Below are 15,227 nucleotides of genomic sequence, written 5' to 3' on the forward strand. Positions count from 1 at the left end.
GTGCATAGCAGCTAGTGTGGTAGCGGGAACGTTTTAGGCAACCATACCCACAACTGCCCTTGCTGGCGCATCGCGCCTGCCAGCTTGCCAGCAGACTCGCCCTCACCCCAATAGACATCGGCACGTACGCCACCTTTGATGGCGCCACCGGTATCTTGCGCCTGCATCAGCTGCTGCAAAGGCGCCTCCGAATTTGGATAAGTTGTGGCCAGGTAAACGGGCGCCCCCAGTGGAATATAAAACGGATCGACCGCGATACTACGGGCGGCACTTAACGGCACGCCCAGCGCACCGAGCGGACCGGACAAACCTGCAGGCAATAATTTAAAAAACACATAGCTAGGATTCGCATCCAGCAATGCGCGTAATTGGTCAGGATGTTGTTGCCCCCAGGTTTTAATTCCCTGCATGGAGGCTTCACTTGCCACCATCTCGCCACGCTCGACTAACAGCTTGCCGATGGATTGATATGGATGCCCGTTTTGATCCGCGTAGCCCACCGGCAATCGCTCGCCGTTTTCAAGCTCGACAATCCCCGAGCCTTGCACCTGCAAGAAAAACGCTTCGACTGCATCATTCACCCATAACAACTCGCTGCCAGCCAACGGCGATTGCGCTTGTTCGATGTCTGCGCGCGTATAATAAGGGATGAGTGACTGTCCTTGCAGGCGGCCACGCACACGCTTGTATTTGAGCTCAGGAAACAGCCCGGACAAGTTCACCGTCACCAGGTCGGCAGGTGTTTTATACAGAGGCACCGGATAGCGTGCGCTAGCCGCGCGGGCCCCTTTCAATACCGGCTGGTAATAACCGGTCATCAAGCCTTGCGGCGCACCTTCTGGTTGCTGTGTCTGATACACATTGAAATACTGTTGCCAGTAAGCCTGTATGGCCGCAGCGTCGTCGGCCTTGATCAGCAAAGCCACGGCACAGACGGCTTGCCAGTCAGCTTTGTTTTTGAGTCCCTGGCAGCCTTGCATCCAGGCACGCCAGCTGGTGACCCAATCCTCTTTGGCCAGCCCGGGCAAATCAGTCCAACTGGCGGCCTTTAACAAAGCATAAGGTTGCGTCGGCACATTGGTCGCCGCTGGTTTTTCAGGCGCAGGTGCCACAGCGGGTTTACCTGGCGTGGCTGGCTTAATAACTGGCGGCTTGGTCGCGGGCGGCACGCTTTGACAACCTGCCAGAAAAAATAGGGAGGCCAGCAACATGGCCTGGCATAATTTAAAAGTATGGTTGGTGGCTATCACTGTTTTGCTTTTTGCAATGTTTATATTTGGCAGTTTCGATATGTGACGCAGGAATGCGCCGGATTCAGCAAGCGGTATCAATACAGTTAGTGCAAACCGGCCGCCTGATGTAACCAAAAGGTCGGGATGTCCACTTCAAACCAGTGACCATCTACCGCAACCATTTGATACGTGCCAAACATTTCACCGCTAGGCGTGCTGAACATGACACTACTGGTATAGCTATACTCAGCCTCAGGTGCCAGTAGCGGCTGGTCGCCTACCACACCCAGGCCTTTCACTTCGCGCACTTGCTGCATGGCATCAGTAATGACCCAATGGCGGCTAATGAGTTGCACCGGCGTCTTGCCGGTATTGCGGATGGTAATGGTGTAGGCATACACATATTGCCCCGCCCCGGGCGACGATTGTGCAGTCAAATACTCGGTCACCACCGAGACTTCGCATGCATATAAGCCAGTATCCGTCATGATTAACCTATCATGCCCGTGGTTGGTGAGCTCGGGCTGGCAGAGTACAGCTTTTTCGCCATACGGCCAGCCAGGAATGACTCGCGACCGGCTTCAACCGCTTTTTTCATGGCGCTGGCCATCAGCACCGGGTCACGCGCCGCAGCAATCGCCGTATTCATCAGCACCCCGGCACAGCCCAGCTCCATGGCAATCGCCGCATCAGAGGCACAACCGACACCGGCATCGACCAGCACCGGGATCTTGGCGCTCTCAATAATGATCTGCAAGTTCCACGGGTTTAAAATCCCCATGCCCGACCCAATCAGTGAGGCCAGCGGCATCACCGCCACACAGCCGATGTCTTCCAGTTGCTTGGCAATAATCGGGTCATCCGAGGTATACACCATCACCTCAAACCCCTCTTTCACCAGGGTTTTGGCAGCGGCAATCGTTTCGGTCACGTTGGGATACAAGGTATTCGGGTCACCCAGCACCTCCAGCTTGACCAGTCTATGGTCATCCAGCAACTCACGCGCCAGGCGTAATGTACGTACGGCATCATCAGCGCTATAACAGCCAGCCGTATTCGGCAAATAGGTAAACTCACTGGGTGGCAAATAATCCAGTAAAGAAGGTTCGTTAGCATTTTGGCCAATATTGGTCCGGCGGATGGCCACGGTGATAATTTCTGCACCACTGGCGTCAATGGCCGCACGCGTCTGCGTGAAGTCCTTGTATTTACCGGTGCCCACCAACAGGCGGGACTGATAAGACTTACCGGCGATTACCAAAGCGTCATTCATATTCAAAAACTCTCTATTCAATGCGTTTAACTCAATCATCTATATCAGCAGTCGGTGACTAGCCACCGCCAACGGCACCCACGATTTCCAGTTTATCGTCCGCCTGCAATTGCACCTCGGCAAATTGGCTACGCGGCACAATATCGCCGTTGCGCTCAATGGCAATGCGCTTGCCAGTGAGCTGCATATGCTCTACCAGCGCCAGCACACTCATGGCCTCTGCAGGCAGTGGCGTAGCCTTACCGTTGACAAAAATTTGCATACTGCTCTTCATTTTTGATTGATCAAGCCGATATTTTACGAAAAATCAGCACATTTGGCTTTCAGTTTTTCATGTGCGGTCTTTTTTTCAGGCGCAATTGAAGCCCTGTCATCCTAACAGGATTGATATGCGTTAAGGTCATTAAACATGGCACCATGTTTGCTTGTATGTTGTAGCAATACAAATATGTCGTAAGAAATTGACAAGTTTGGTCATCACGGCGGATATCACATTGCTGTACAAGGAACTTTTTGTTAATTTTGGCGCCACATGCACGACGAACACAATTCGTCGTTTTGTGCCCCGAATATTGGAAATCCCAAAAGGAATATTGAAATGCAAATCGCACAGTCACACCAGGCAAGTCCGTCCAAAATTTTTTTAGTGGACGAAATTTATGCACCAAGCTTGAATACCGCCGCCAACCTGGCAGATGCAAAAGCGGCTATTGAAGCACAGCAACACACGAAAGCAATTAACGAGTTACACCGCTTTCTGGAATCCAGCTGCGACTGCGTTTAATCACGCATCTTTAGCTGGCGCAAGACCCGGTAGCGGGTCACGATTTCTGGCTCAATGCAGAAACTGCATTGAGTGTCATACACTGATCTTATTCAGCCTGTAGCGGCCCTTGCTCCCTCCAAACCTGAGACTTCAGGCAAGGCGACAAATATTAAAGATAGAAAACAAAAAAGATGGCGACCAGCGCCATCTTTTTGTTTGTGCATCCGACTTATCTATGCATGCTACGGGCACCATGACTGGCGCCCGGCAAAGCACCTACTCAATCGCCAGTTGCGGACGACCAGCCTCAGGCCAATCCAGATGGAAGAACTGACCACGCGGCTGATCTTTACGCTCATAAGTATGTGCGCCAAAGTAGTCACGCTGACCTTGCAACAGGTTTGCTGGCAAATCTGCACTTCTGTAACCATCATAATAAGCCAACGCGGCCGCAAAGCCTTGCGCCGGGATACCATTGGTCACTGCCAGCGCAATCACTTTACGCCAGCCAGCCTGGCCTTCATTCATCGCATTGGTGAAGTATGGATCCAGCATCAGGTTTTTCAGGCGCGAGTTCAATGCATAGGCATCAGTGATTTTTTGCAGGAAACGCGCGCGGATGATACAACCGCCACGCCAGATCTGGGCAATTTCACCGAAATTGAGTTTCCAGTTGTAAGCCACTTGTGCTTTGTCGATGAGCTGGAAGCCTTGTGCATAGGCGCAGATTTTTGAGCAATACAAGGCATTCTTGATCGCCTCAATAATGGCTGCTTTGTCTTTCTCTTGCGCAATCGCCGGGCCCTTGAGGATCTTGCTCGCCTCTACGCGCTCTTCTTTCAGGCTGGACAAAGCGCGCGCATATACCGCAGCGGCAATCGCATTCGCAGGCGCACCCAATTCCAGTGCGTTGGCGGCGGTCCATTGACCGGTGCCTTTCTGACCAGCCGTATCCAGGATCTGGTCCACCAGGAAGCCTTTACCGGCAGGATCTTTTTGCTGCAGGATATCAGCGGTAATTTCAATCAGGAAGCTGGACAACTCACCTTTGTTCCACTCGGCAAATACTTTACCGATTTCGTCTGCTGGCATGCCCAGCAAGTTCTTCATCAGCCAGTAGGCTTCGCAAATCAACTGCATATCAATGTACTCAATGCCGTTGTGCACCATTTTCACATAATGGCCAGCGCCATCCGGGCCGATATACTCGGCACAAGAGAAGCCACCTACCACCGGCTTGCCTGGTGCGCCACCTTCTAATGGAGCACCAGTCACAGGGTCGACTTTAGCAGCGATATCGCGCCAGATCGGCTCCAGGCTAGACCAGGCCTTGCGTGTGCCGGATGGCATCAGGGAAGGACCAAAACGGGCGCCGGTTTCACCACCGGAAACACCAGAACCAATAAACTCGATGCCTTTGGCAGCCAGCTCTTTTTCGCGACGGATAGTGTCCGTCCACAAGGCATTGCCACCATCAATAATAATGTCACCCTGCTCCAGAAAAGGCAGCAAAGCGTTAATCGTTACGTCCGTCGCACTACCGGCCTTCACCAGCAGCACAATTTTACGAGGACGTTTGATGCTTAATACAAAAGAAGCCAGATCGGCATGACCCACCACGCGCTCGTGCGAAGGCTCATTCTTTTTGCATTCCTCGATGAAGTTCAGCATTTTCTTGGGATCACGGTTATAGACCGCAATGGTATAGCCGTGATCCGCAATGTTAAGTGCCAGGTTTTGGCCCATCACTGCCAATCCCACCAATCCAATATCCGCATTTTTTATAGTCATAGTTATCTCTAATAAATGGTTAATTTAGTTGAAAAAAAAGCACAGGCTTTTGACCTGTGCTTGGACTAGGGTATGTATTGAATACCGCATGCTCGTTGTTTTGAAATTCGCAACTGGCATGACATATTCAGCACCATAGTTTTCTTTCACTCAAGTTTGCTAGCAATCACTTACTTGAGTACGTTTCCGAACATTTGCAAGGTCAACTGATACCCGAGGTTGACCAACTGCGCATCATAACGTTCACCTTCATCGCGCATAAAGGCATGTTGGCCATTGAATTCATGCCAGGTGTAATGCAAACCTGGCAAGGCCGCAAAGCGGTTATACAGCTCGGCGCGCTTGTCGCCCGGGATATGCGGATCCTGCTTGCCCCAGATCATGAGCAACTCGCCCTTGATCTCGTTGACGCGCTCCATGCTGTGCTGGCCTGGTTTGTTTGGAATAATATTGGTATGCAAATCGGTGGCGTAGAAGCAGGCGGTGGCTTTGACTTCTGGCTGCAACGCGGCACGGAAAGCCAGGTGGCCACCGATACAGAAACCAGCAGCACCCAAATTGCCGTCATACCAGGCTTGTGCGTTCAGGTAATCAATCATGGCACGGTTGTCAGTATCATAGGCTTGTACGTCTTTAGCCATTTTGTCGGCATTGCCTTTATCGCGGCCGGCGTCGTCATAGCCCAGCACGGTACCAATCGGGTTTAATTCATGAAACACTTCTGGCACCAGCACGGCATAACCATGGCCAGCTAAAAAGCGTGCAGCACGTTCAATCGGGCCGGTTTGCTGAAAGATTTCAGAGTAAAACAAAACCGCAGGCACCTTGCCATCGTGTTTTGGACGATGCACATAAGTACGCATCACTCCGGTTGGAGTGTTCAAATCGACGATTTCGCTTGTAATCAGCATGGTAAATCCTTAAGACAATCAAAAATATCGGCTATTCTAGCGCTGTTTGCACGGCTTTTCACGGGGTTTATGGGCCGGAATGAGAATTTTTTGCATTTTTGAATCAAAAACAGATTGCAATCACGACCCGCAATCCTATACCGGGAGTTCATATGCGCTTATTGCCTCACCTCTTTATCTTAATGACCTGCTGGCTGCTGGCACAGGCAGCGCATGCCCAACCTGACCTTAACCTGGTTTACCACCTGAAAGCCTCCGTGGTAAAAGTGCACGCCTTGACCAATAGCGGTGGCCATGGTGTCGGCAGTGGCGTCGTCGTTGATAAAGATACGGTTGCCACCAACTGCCATGTGGTCGCGAATAGCAACGGCATCAGCATTTCAAAGTTTGGCGACAGTATGAGTCCGGTCGAGATGATTGCCGACTGGCGACATGATATTTGCCTGCTGAAATTCAAATATCTTGAATTACCAGCGGTCAAACTCGCTTCAGCCGCCTCTCTGCATTATGGGGATGACGTGTTTTCGATTGGCTTTCCAGGCGGCCCACCGAAACCACAAACCATCGCAGGCAAGGTGCGTGCCTTATACCCTTACGACGGCAGCCTCATTGTACGCACGGATGCTGCCTTTATTATGGGCTCCAGTGGCAGCCCAACCTTCAACCAGGCGGGCGAGCTGGTATCTCTGAGTACGTTTAAAAGCCCGGGTAAGGATGCTTATTTTTACAGCGTGCCTGTAGAGTGGATAAAAAACCTGATGCAACAGCGCGCCGCAACCACCACCGTGCCCGATGCCACCGCCTTTTGGGACTTGCCAGCGGACGCGCGCCCTTATTTGATGCAAGTGGTACAGCCTTATCAAACCGGGGATTGGCGAGCATTAGAAGGCATTGCACGCGCATGGCTGGCCCAGGAGCCGCAATCGGCAGAAGCCAGTTTTTACCTGGGCAGTGCACTGCATGGCCAAGGCCAGGCTGCCGCTGCGCAACAAGCCTATGAACGTGCGGTTAGCTTGCAGCCAGCGCATCTTGATGCCTGGAGCGGTCTGGCTATCCTGGCGCAACAAACGCAACAACCCACACTACTAAGCAATGCCGAGCAGCATATCCAGCAACTGGACAGCCAGGCCTGGCCGGACATTCAACAGCGCCTGCAACAGCTGCACTAATGATTTGCAGCGATTTGCACTAGCGATCTACACCAGCATGATCAAGCCTGCCCGCTCTGATAGAATACGTTTTTTTGATGTTTACCAGATTGCATAATCCATGACCTCTCGCAACCAGCAATTGTTTGAAAAATCCCAGCAACTGATTCCAGGCGGCGTCAACTCGCCAGTACGCGCGTTTCGCAGCGTGGGCGGCACGCCCATCTTTTTTAAAAAAGGCCTGGGCTCCAAACTGTGGGATGTTGATGGTAAAGAATATATCGACTATATCAACTCCTGGGGCCCCATGATCCTGGGGCATGCGCATCCTGAAGTCATCGCCGCCGTGCAGCAAGCGGCTGCCAACAGCCTGAGCTTTGGCGCACCCACCGGCCTTGAGCTGGAAATGGCCGAGCTGCTCAACGCGCTGGTGCCTAGCATGGAACAAGTACGCCTGGTCAGCAGCGGCACCGAAGCCACCATGAGTGCCATCCGCGTTGCGCGCGGCTTTACCAAACGCAGCAAAATCATCAAATTTGAAGGCTGTTATCACGGCCACGCCGATGCTTTATTAGTGAAAGCAGGTTCAGGCCTGCTGACTTTTGGCGAACCCAGCTCGGCTGGCGTACCCGCAGAAGTGGCTGCTCACACCTTGACGCTGGATTACAACAACACGCAAATGCTCAAAGACACCTTCGCCAGCATCGGCGATGAAATCGCCTGCGTGATTCTGGAGCCCGTCGTTGGCAATATGAACCTGATCGTGCCGCATCAGGAATTCTTGCAAACCCTGCGTGAACTGTGCACCCAGCACGGCACGGTACTGATTTTTGACGAAGTGATGACCGGTTTCCGCGTGGCCCTGGGCGGCGCACAAGCCTTGTATGGCATCACACCCGACATGACAACACTGGGCAAAGTCATCGGCGGCGGCTTACCGGTCGGTGCTTTTGGTGGCCGCAAAGACATTATGAGTGTATTAGCGCCATTAGGCCCGGTCTACCAAGCAGGCACGCTCTCGGGCAATCCGGTGGCGGTCACAGCAGGCCTGACCACCTTGAAGTTGGTGCAAACACCAGGCTTTTATGAAAAACTGACAGCACAAACTGCCAAGCTGACAGACGGTCTGACACAAGCCGCCAAAGCCGCAGGCGTGACATTTAGCGCACAGAGTGTCGGCGGTATGTTTGGCCTGTACTTCAGTGCCAGCCACCCAAGCAGCTATGCAGAGATGATGCAGGCAGACAAAAACGCCTTTAACAAATTCTTTCACAGCATGCTGGACAGCGGCATTTACCTCGGCCCATCGGCCTTTGAAGCAGGTTTTGTTTCAGCAGCACATACCGATGCAGATATCGCGCAAACAGTACAGGCGGCGGCAATCGCTTTCGCAAGCCTGTAATTCCTCATGATCACGTGGCACGCCCATCCGCCGGTGTGCCACGTGATGCAAATAAAACCAGCAGACCATACAAAAGAACAAGCCCCACATTGGGCGCTTAAATAAGACACCTCAAATGCGCGCCTTATTTCAAGACGTCAATCCGCAAAAGCCCACTTTCCTCAATTAAAACAGCGCACATCTCGTACACAGCTTGCGCAACTGCCGCCGTAAAAACCGCCAAACTTCGGTCTCTGCTGCCATTTTTCATGGGTAAATAAAAACCATTCTCAATTAAGATAAAAAAATAGATTTATCCGTTATTTAACGCAGGCTAAACAATTGAAATTGCTAAACTTTAACGGTATCATTGAAGGTTCCTCCAAATGTTTTGTAAGTGAAGAATCTGGCAATGGACATGCAGTCTGACAACAACGTGATGAGTGCTTCTCAAGATACCGCAACCGCTCTGGACGACCAGTTTGGTTTAGCTCCCCAATCTCAGGGTTTATACGACAGACGCCACGAAAAGGATAGCTGTGGCGTGGGCTTTGTGGCCCATATCAAAGGCCAGAAAAGCCACGATATCGTCGCCAAGGGCCTGCAATTACTGGATAACCTGACGCACCGCGGCGCGACTGGTTACGACCCGAAACTGGGTGACGGTGCTGGTTTGCTGATGCAGATGCCTGACACCTTTATGCGCGAAGAAGCCGCCAAGCTGGGCATGACCTTGCCTGCTGCTGGTCAATATGCAGTTGGCCAGGCCTTCTTGCCACAAAACGCGGACAACCGCGCCAAATGCGAAGCTATTTTTGCGCAAATCATCGCTGAAGAAAACCAAACCCTGCTGGGTTGGCGCGATGTGCCCGTCGACAACAGCAACATTGCTGATGCCGCGCGCGCCGTTGAGCCAGTGATGCGCCAGGTATTTATTGCCAGCACGACCACTGACAGCACCGTCTTTGAACGCAAATGTTTTGTCATCCGCAAGCGTATTGAGCATGCAATTCGCGCACTCAACCTGCAAGACAAAGCACAGTTTTACATGCCGTCTTTCTCCTCCCGCACCATTGTCTACAAAGGCATGCTGCTGGCAAACGAAGTAGGCATCTACTACACAGACCTGAAAGATGCGCGCGTAGTATCAGCGTTAGCCCTGGTACACCAGCGCTTCTCCACTAACACCTTCCCGGCCTGGGATTTGGCCCACCCATTCCGCATGATTGCGCACAATGGTGAAATCAACACCGTACAAGGCAACGTCAACTGGATGGCGGCACGTCACGAAACAATGAAATCCGCCGTCTTGGGCGAAGATCTGGAAAAACTGTGGCCATTGATTGCCGAAGGTCAGTCTGACTCCGCCTGTTTTGACAACTGTCTGGAGTTGCTGGTTGCTGGTGGTTATAGCCTGCCGCATGCCATGATGATGCTGATCCCGGAAGCCTGGGCTGGCAATCCATTGATGGATGAAGACCGTCGCGCCTTCTACGAATACCACGCTGCGCTGATGGAACCATGGGATGGCCCGGCTGCCGTGGCTTTCACTGATGGCAAAATGATCGGTGCGACCCTGGACCGTAACGGTTTGCGCCCGGCGCGCTACCTGGTCACTGAAGACGACATCGTCATGATGGCATCTGAAATGGGTGTGATCACTTTCCCGCAAGAAAAAATCGTTAAAAAATGGCGCTTGCAGCCAGGCAAAATGTTGCTTATCGACATGGAGCAAGGCCGCATCATTGACGACGAAGAAGTAAAAACTGAATTGGCGCAAGCCAAGCCTTACCGTCAATGGATTGAGCAAACGCGCTTCCATCTGACCGAGCTGCCGAATGTAGGTAGCGGAGAAGTCAGTCTGAATGCGGATTTGCTGGATACGCAACAAGCCTTCGGTTATTCGCAGGAAGACCTGAAGTTTGTGCTGCAGCCAATGCTGGATAACGGTGAAGAAGGCTCAGGCTCCATGGGTAACGACGCGGCGCTGCCAGTGTTGTCCAACAAGGCCAAAACCTTGTACAACTACTTCAAGCAGCTGTTTGCACAAGTAACCAACCCGCCAATTGACCCGATTCGTGAAGAATTGGTGATGTCGCTGGTGACATTTATCGGCCCGAAACCGAACCTGTTGGCGGTTGACGAAACCAACCCACCATTGCGCCTGGAAAGTGGCCAACCGGTATTGAGCCTGGATGGTCTGGAAAAACTCAAACAGATCGAGTCCCTGACCAAAGGCCAGTTCAAGTCCATCGTGCTGGACCTGACTTATGATGCAGCCCTTGGTAAAGCAGGCATGAAACAGGCCCTGGACATCTTGCATGACCAGGCCGAAAAAGCCGTGCATGACGGCTACAACGTGCTGATCTTGTCTGACCGCAGTGTGTCTGCCAGCCGCATCGCCATTCCAGCCTTGCTGGCTTGTTCTGCAACGCATGAGTTCCTGGTTAAAGCGGGCTTGCGTACCAGCACAGGCTTGGTGATTGACACTGGCTCTGCACGCGAAGTGCATCACTTTGCCCTGCTGGCAGGTTACGGCGCCGAAGCAGTGTGCCCATGGTTGGTATATGAAACCATGAAGACCATGACCAGCGATGTTGAAAAAGCAGGCAAAAACTTCGTCAAAGCGATCGGCAAAGGCTTGTACAAAGTGATGTCCAAAATGGGCATCTCGACCTACCAGTCTTACTGTGGCGCACAGATTTTCGAAGCGATTGGCTTGAACAGCCAGTTCGTCAACGACTACTTCACTGGCACCGTCAGCCAGATTGAAGGTATCGGCCTGGAACAGGTTGCTGAAGAAACCGTACGCTTGCATAGCCAGGCCTTTGGTACCGACCCGGTATTGTCCAACGCCCTGGAAGCGGGTGGCGAATATGCCTTCCGCGTCCGTGGTGAAGAGCACTTGTGGACCCCGCAGTCCATCAGCAAGCTGCAAAATGCGACCCGCACCGGCCAATACGACACGTATAAAGAGTATGCTGCACTGATTAACGATCAAACCCGCCGTCACATGACCTTGCGCGGCCTGTTTGAAATCAAAGCAGCTGGTAAAGCCATCCCGCTGGATCAGGTTGAACCTGCCAAAGACATCGTCAAACGCTTTGCGACTGGCGCCATGTCACTGGGCTCAATCTCCACCGAAGCACATGCCACACTGGCAGTGGCGATGAACCGCATTGGCGGCAAGTCCAACACCGGCGAAGGTGGTGAAGACGTTAAACGCTTTATTCCGGTACAAATAGATTCCAGCATTGCTAAAGTGCTGGGTAGCGACCTGATTGAAGCCGATGTAGCCTTGAAAGCGGGCGACTCCATGCGCTCACGCATCAAGCAAGTGGCTTCTGGCCGCTTTGGCGTGACTGCTGAATACCTGAGCAGCGCCGACCAGATCCAGATCAAGATGGCACAAGGTGCTAAACCAGGTGAAGGTGGTCAATTACCAGGCCATAAAGTATCGCCATACATTGCGAAACTGCGCTTCTCGGTGCCTGGCGTAGGTTTGATTTCCCCACCGCCTCACCACGATATTTATTCGATTGAAGATTTGGCACAGCTGATTCACGACCTGAAAAACGCCAATCCTAAAGCGTCTATCTCTGTGAAACTGGTGTCAGAAACCGGGATCGGCACGGTGGCTGCCGGTGTGGCCAAAGCCAAGTCCGACCACATTGTGGTCGCAGGTCATGACGGCGGTACGGGTGCTTCACCTATTTCATCGATCAAACATGCCGGTACACCATGGGAGCTCGGCCTGGCCGAAACCCAACAGACACTGGTATTGAACCAGTTGCGTGGCCGTGTCGTGCTGCAAGTCGATGGCCAGATGAAAACCGGCCGTGACGTACTGATCGGCGCCTTGCTGGGTGCAGATGAGTTTGGTTTTGCTACCGCACCACTGGTGGTTGAAGGCTGTATCATGATGCGTAAGTGTCATCTGAATACTTGCCCGGTTGGCGTGGCGACACAAGACCCTGAGCTGCGTAAGAAATTTACCGGTCAACCAGAACACGTGGTGAACTACTTCTTCTTCGTTGCAGAAGAGTTACGTGAACTGATGGCCAGCATCGGCATTGCCAAGTTTGAAGACCTGATTGGCCGCGCAGACTTGCTGGACATGAAAGCCGGGATTGAGCACTGGAAAATCAATGGCCTGGACTTCAGCAAGGTATTCCACTTGCCAGAAATGCCAGCCAGCGTGTCGCGCAAAAACAATGACGTGCAAGATCATGGCCTGGTCAAAGCCCTGGACAATCAACTGATTGAACTGGCAAAACCAGCATTGGAAAAAGGCGAAAAAGTCAGCATCGCGTTGCCTATCGTCAACACCAACCGTACCGTGGGCACGATGCTGTCACACGAAGTCGCCAGCCGTTATGGTCATGCAGGCTTGCCTGACGACACCATCAACGTCAAATTCACCGGCACCTCCGGCCAGAGTTTTGCGGCGTTCCTGGCACAGGGCATTACGTTTGAGCTGACCGGCGAAGGTAACGACTACGTGGGTAAAGGCTTGTGTGGTGGTCGCATCATCATCAAGCCACCAGCGACTTTCCGCGGTTTGTCTTACGAGAACATTATTGTCGGTAATACCGTCATGTACGGCGCAACCACCGGTCAGAGCTTCTTGAGTGGCGTCGCAGGCGAGCGCTTCTGCGTCCGTAACTCCGGCGCAACGGCAGTGGTTGAGGGCGTGGGTAACCACGGCTGCGAATACATGACTGGCGGTACTGTGCTGGTCCTGGGTCCAACTGGCCAGAACTTTGCAGCGGGCATGAGCGGCGGTATTGCCTATGTCTACGACATTGATGGCAAATTTGCCCAACGTTGCAATATGAGCATGGTGTCATTGGACAAAGTGGAAGCCGCCGAAGCCGATGTAGGTAAAGTGCAGCACCTGGGTCAGCCTGATGAAGTGATTCTGAAAGGCCTGATCGAGCAGCATCTGGCGCTGACCGGCAGTCCGCGGGCAAAAGAGCTTCTGGCTGACTGGCCGGCCTCACGTGCGAAATTCGTCAAAGTATTCCCGAACGAATACAAACGTGCACTGACCGAGATGGCTGCAGCTTCTGCCAAACAAGCCGCTTAATCGTTTTTGTTAATTGTATGCCCCGCCTCGCGCGGGGCCTTGTTAAGGTTGCGTCTGAACAAAGCAACAGGGAAGAGATGATTTCACATGGGTAAAGTCACAGGTTTCATGGAATTTGACCGCCTGGCAGAAGAGAATCTGCCGGTCAAAGATCGCGTCAAAAACTACAAAGAGTTCGTCCTGCATTTGACAGACGACCAGGCCAAACAGCAAGGCGCGCGCTGCATGGATTGCGGCATTCCTTTCTGTACGACCGGCTGTCCAATCAACAACATCATTCCAGACTGGAATGACCTGGTGTATCACCAGGACTGGCGTAGTGCGATTGATGTATTGCACTCCACCAACAACTTCCCTGATTTCACAGGCCGTATTTGCCCGGCACCTTGTGAAGCGGCCTGTACCTTGAATATCAATAATGATGCCGTTGGTATTAAATCCATCGAGCACGCGATTATCGACAAAGCCTGGGAAAACGGCTGGGTCACCCCGCAAATCAACCCCAACAAAACCGGCAAAACAATTGCCGTGGTAGGTTCAGGCCCTGCAGGCCTGGCAGCAGCACAACAATTAGCACGTGCGGGCCACAGTGTGACCGTGCTGGAGAAAAATGACCGTATCGGCGGCTTGCTGCGCTACGGCATCCCAGACTTCAAACTGGATAAATCCAACATTGATCGCCGTGTTGCGCAAATGGAAGCCGAAGGCGTGACCTTTAAGGTGAACCAGAACGTAGGCGAAAACGTCAGTGCAGCCGACCTCGAGCGTGACTTCGACGCCGTGATCCTGGCCGGTGGTGCTGAATTGCCACGTGACCTGCCAGTCCCAGGCCGCGAACTGGATGGCGTGCATTTCGCCATGGACTTTTTGACACCAAACAACAAAATGGTCGCCGGTGATACTGTGCCCAACCAGATCAAAGCCACCGGTAAACATGTCGTCGTCATCGGCGGCGGTGATACCGGCTCTGACTGCGTAGGTACCTCCAACCGTCATGGCGCCGCCAGCGTCACCCAGTTCGAATTGATGCCACAACCACCAGAAAAAGAAAACAAATCACTGGTGTGGCCAAACTGGCCACTCAAAATGCGCACCTCCAGTTCACACGAAGAAGGCGCAGACCGCGACTGGTCTATCACCACCAAAGAACTGATTGGTGAAAATGGCAAACTGACCGCGCTCAAAGGCGCACGCGTAGAGTGGAAAGACGGCAAAATGGTCGACGTACCAGGCTCTGAATTCACCATTCCAGCGGACTTGGTATTTTTGGCCATGGGCTTTGTCTCACCAGTACAAAAAGTACTGGACGCCTTTGGTGTCGAAAAAGACAATCGTGGTAATGCCAAAGCCACCACCGATGGCGAAGGCTGTTACAAAACCAGCAAAGCCAAAGTGTTTGCTGCTGGCGATATCCGTCGCGGCCAGTCACTGGTGGTATGGGCTATCCGCGAAGGCCGTCAATGTGCACGCGAAGTCGATGCTTTCTTGATGGGTAGCTCGACGTTGCCACGTTAACTCAGCAAAATGGCCCCCTCAAAAACGCCGATGGATATCATCGGCGTTTTTTATTTGTCATATCGCAAAAAAACACCATTCTTTCGGGTGAAATAGCAGCTTGGCCTTTATAATCATGCTT

The 15,227-nt window shown here is 52.6% G+C and carries 11 protein-coding genes; 5 read left to right on the plus strand and 6 right to left on the minus strand.

The features are described 5' to 3' along the window. Positions 1 to 11 precede the first annotated feature (11 nt). The 4 genes from OH31_RS12030 to thiS form a co-directional block, all read right to left on the minus strand. Complete coding sequence (locus tag OH31_RS12030; RefSeq protein ID WP_024930920.1) at positions 12 to 1,211, minus strand: murein transglycosylase A; 1,200 nt, start codon at positions 1,209 to 1,211, stop codon at positions 12 to 14. 125 nt (positions 1,212 to 1,336) lie between these two features. Then, complete coding sequence (gene apaG, locus OH31_RS12035; RefSeq protein ID WP_019883725.1) at positions 1,337 to 1,720, minus strand: Co2+/Mg2+ efflux protein ApaG; 384 nt, start codon at positions 1,718 to 1,720, stop codon at positions 1,337 to 1,339. 2 nt (positions 1,721 to 1,722) lie between these two features. Beyond that, positions 1,723 to 2,505: a thiazole synthase gene (locus OH31_RS12040; protein ID WP_024930921.1), complete on the minus strand. Its 783-nt coding sequence runs from the start codon at positions 2,503 to 2,505 to the stop codon at positions 1,723 to 1,725. A gap of 58 nt (positions 2,506 to 2,563) precedes the next feature. Then, positions 2,564 to 2,767 carry a sulfur carrier protein ThiS gene (thiS, locus tag OH31_RS12045; RefSeq protein WP_019883728.1) on the minus strand — a complete coding sequence of 68 codons (204 nt, stop codon included), beginning with the start codon at positions 2,765 to 2,767 and terminating at the stop codon, positions 2,564 to 2,566. A gap of 336 nt (positions 2,768 to 3,103) precedes the next feature. On the opposite strand from thiS, the gene OH31_RS12050 reads away from it, so the two are divergent. Then, complete coding sequence (locus OH31_RS12050) at positions 3,104 to 3,289, plus strand: hypothetical protein (protein WP_024930922.1); 186 nt, start codon at positions 3,104 to 3,106, stop codon at positions 3,287 to 3,289. A gap of 258 nt (positions 3,290 to 3,547) precedes the next feature. Here the strand turns inward: OH31_RS12050 and gndA are convergent, their stop codons facing one another. Both gndA and OH31_RS12060 read right to left on the minus strand, forming a co-directional pair. Next, a complete protein-coding gene (gene gndA, locus OH31_RS12055; protein WP_024930923.1) occupies positions 3,548 to 5,062 on the minus strand; it encodes an NADP-dependent phosphogluconate dehydrogenase in 1,515 nt (504 codons plus the stop codon). Between the two features lie 170 nt (positions 5,063 to 5,232). Beyond that, positions 5,233 to 5,973, minus strand: coding sequence for a dienelactone hydrolase family protein (locus OH31_RS12060; protein WP_019883731.1), 741 nt, complete (start codon positions 5,971 to 5,973; stop codon positions 5,233 to 5,235). A 152-nt stretch (positions 5,974 to 6,125) separates the two neighbouring features. On the opposite strand from OH31_RS12060, the gene OH31_RS12065 reads away from it, so the two are divergent. From OH31_RS12065 to OH31_RS12085, 4 genes are all read left to right on the plus strand, one after another. Then, positions 6,126 to 7,142, plus strand: coding sequence for a serine protease (locus OH31_RS12065; protein ID WP_024930924.1), 1,017 nt, complete (start codon positions 6,126 to 6,128; stop codon positions 7,140 to 7,142). Positions 7,143 to 7,242: 100 nt separating this feature from the next. Continuing rightward, positions 7,243 to 8,523, plus strand: a complete 1,281-nt coding sequence (gene hemL, locus OH31_RS12070; protein WP_024930925.1) for a glutamate-1-semialdehyde 2,1-aminomutase — start codon at positions 7,243 to 7,245, stop codon at positions 8,521 to 8,523. Between the two features lie 418 nt (positions 8,524 to 8,941). Continuing rightward, on the plus strand, positions 8,942 to 13,591 hold the full coding sequence (gene gltB / locus OH31_RS12080) for a glutamate synthase large subunit (protein WP_370576186.1): 4,650 nt from the start codon (positions 8,942 to 8,944) through the stop codon (positions 13,589 to 13,591). A gap of 87 nt (positions 13,592 to 13,678) precedes the next feature. Continuing rightward, positions 13,679 to 15,106 (plus strand): glutamate synthase subunit beta, encoded by a 1,428-nt coding sequence (locus OH31_RS12085; RefSeq protein WP_019883735.1) that lies wholly within the window; start codon positions 13,679 to 13,681, stop codon positions 15,104 to 15,106. Positions 15,107 to 15,227 lie beyond the last annotated feature (121 nt).

The sequence above is a fragment of the Methylophilus sp. OH31 genome (assembly GCF_000576615.1).
Classification (GTDB): domain Bacteria; phylum Pseudomonadota; class Gammaproteobacteria; order Burkholderiales; family Methylophilaceae; genus Methylophilus.

Bases quoted from the DNA above. Each gene is read 5' to 3' on its own strand.
- OH31_RS12030 (WP_024930920.1), bottom strand. From the start codon at position 1,211: ATGTTGCTGGCCTCCCTATTTTTTCTGGCAGGTTGTCAAAGCGTGCCG.
- apaG (WP_019883725.1), bottom strand. From the start codon at position 1,720: ATGACGGATACTGGCTTATATGCATGCGAAGTCTCGGTGGTGACCGAG.
- OH31_RS12040 (WP_024930921.1), bottom strand. From the start codon at position 2,505: ATGAATGACGCTTTGGTAATCGCCGGTAAGTCTTATCAGTCCCGCCTG.
- thiS (WP_019883728.1), bottom strand. From the start codon at position 2,767: ATGCAAATTTTTGTCAACGGTAAGGCTACGCCACTGCCTGCAGAGGCC.
- OH31_RS12050 (WP_024930922.1), top strand. From the start codon at position 3,104: ATGCAAATCGCACAGTCACACCAGGCAAGTCCGTCCAAAATTTTTTTA.
- gndA (WP_024930923.1), bottom strand. From the start codon at position 5,062: ATGACTATAAAAAATGCGGATATTGGATTGGTGGGATTGGCAGTGATG.
- OH31_RS12060 (WP_019883731.1), bottom strand. From the start codon at position 5,973: ATGCTGATTACAAGCGAAATCGTCGATTTGAACACTCCAACCGGAGTG.
- OH31_RS12065 (WP_024930924.1), top strand. From the start codon at position 6,126: ATGCGCTTATTGCCTCACCTCTTTATCTTAATGACCTGCTGGCTGCTG.
- hemL (WP_024930925.1), top strand. From the start codon at position 7,243: ATGACCTCTCGCAACCAGCAATTGTTTGAAAAATCCCAGCAACTGATT.
- gltB (WP_370576186.1), top strand. From the start codon at position 8,942: ATGAGTGCTTCTCAAGATACCGCAACCGCTCTGGACGACCAGTTTGGT.
- OH31_RS12085 (WP_019883735.1), top strand. From the start codon at position 13,679: ATGGGTAAAGTCACAGGTTTCATGGAATTTGACCGCCTGGCAGAAGAG.